Annotated in this window: 1 protein-coding gene; it reads right to left on the reverse strand. The window is 60.9% G+C overall.

Annotated features, from left to right (window positions below; all coding sequences use genetic code 11):
• The coding region (locus tag V6C07_RS05205) for an endonuclease Q family protein (protein ID WP_333535303.1) at positions 1-1,326 on the reverse strand (1,326 nt) is incomplete at its 3' end.
• Between the last annotated feature and the right edge of the window lie 381 nt (positions 1,327-1,707).

Below are 1,707 nucleotides of genomic sequence, written 5' to 3' on the forward strand. Positions count from 1 at the left end.
CCCGCGCCCCGCGCCGCGCCATGTATTGCGCATGTCGTCCTGCTCTTCGGGCGTAAAAACACGCACCACACCGTACTCGCCGTCGTAGCCGCCCTGGCGGAAGACCTGTCCCCGGCGCATCCGGGCCACGGCTTCGCCCAGCGGCTCCCAGTGAGCGCGTATTTCCTGCTCGGGCATACGGCAAAGAATATCCAGCTCTGGCCCAAGCTCGCGCAACAGGCTGCCGTAGCGTTCCCGCACCCTGCGCGAGGTGACGCCCACGCCCAGAATTTCCCCCACCACTTCTGCCAGAGGAATAAGGGGGCGGGCTTCAGGCTCATGCTCAAGCAGGGGCGGTTCTTCCCTGTCGGCCAGTTCCCACACGCGGTGCAGCACACCCACCGTAAGCGGCTTGCCGCATTCGGGGCAGATATTGCCGAGCTTGCGCGACTCTCTGGGTTCCAGAACCACGTTGCAGGCGCGGTGGCCGTCCAGATGGTATTTGCCTTCGTCCGGGTAGAATTCCATTGTGCCGAGAAAGCGGCAGTCCAGGGCATCCTGCGGCTGGCGGCGCGCTGTGGCGCGCAATGCTTCAAAGATGCCGGCGTATGAGGGTTGCCCTGCAAAAAGATTGGCCTCACGCCCCAGGTTTGCCCCGGAATGGGCGTCTGAGTTGGACACAAGGGCATAACCGTCCAGCTGGCTCACCAGCCGGTTCATTTCCGGGTCGGAAGAAAGACCGGTTTCAAGGGCGAAAATATGTTCGGAAAGATCGCCGTAACAGTCCGTCAGGCGGTCAAAGCCCGACTTGGAGCCGAAAAGCGCGAACCAGGGGGTCCACACGTGGGCGGGAATCATTACGGCATCCTCGGCGCATTCCAGCATGATTTCCAGCAGATCGCGCGAATCAAGGCCGAGAATGGGCCTGCCGTCCGAGTGCAGGTTGCCGATCTGCTCAAGGCGCAGCGAAAGTTTTTCGGCATCTTCAAGCGTGCGCACATAGATAAGGTTATGCACCTTGCGCACCTTGCCGTGGCGCTTGTAGATGGAGCTGATCTCGGCCTGGAGCATGAAAAGCGGCTTTTCGGCGTTGACGTTCGTTACCGGGCCGCCGGCCAAGACATCAAGCTGCTCCGGCTCGCCCCTGAGGCGATACAGGCCGCTGGCTTCATCCCGTTCAAGCTGTTCTGCCAGTTCCGCCCGCCATTGCGGATGGGTGAAGTCGCCCGTGCCGAGAACGCTGATGCCCTTGCAGCGGGCCCAGGCGGCCAGATGGCGGGCGTTAAGGGCCTTGCTGGTGGCCCGGGAAAAACGGGAGTGAATGTGCAGGTCGGCTATGAAGTTCATATGCGATTCTCTGTCATGATGCGGTGAAAGTGGAGCCGTTGACAAATTTGCTCCTGCCACGCGCGACGCTGGAGCGTGCAACACCTGCAATGCTCGGTTACGGCAGGCAAAAGCCTGTCTGCGCGCATTTCGGGCAAGGATTTTTCTGAAAATCCCTGCAGAGCAGTGAGAGCAATTTCTCTATGAAATTGCTCCAGTTTATTTCATTCGTAAACTGCTCAAGCAGGTTCGCCGGAACTGCCCCGGCGCAGCCAGGGGCAAAAAAGCAAAGCCTCGTCCGTCCAGTGCGGCGTGCCGTCAGAAGAATCGCCGTGCAGATACAGCGGCGCTTCAAGCACCGTATCGTGCGCCGCGCCTTTGCGCGACTCCACCAGCACGCGC

It is taken from the genome of Desulfovibrio sp. 1214_IL3152 (assembly GCF_036763055.1).
Taxonomy (GTDB): Bacteria; Desulfobacterota; Desulfovibrionia; order Desulfovibrionales; family Desulfovibrionaceae; genus Desulfovibrio.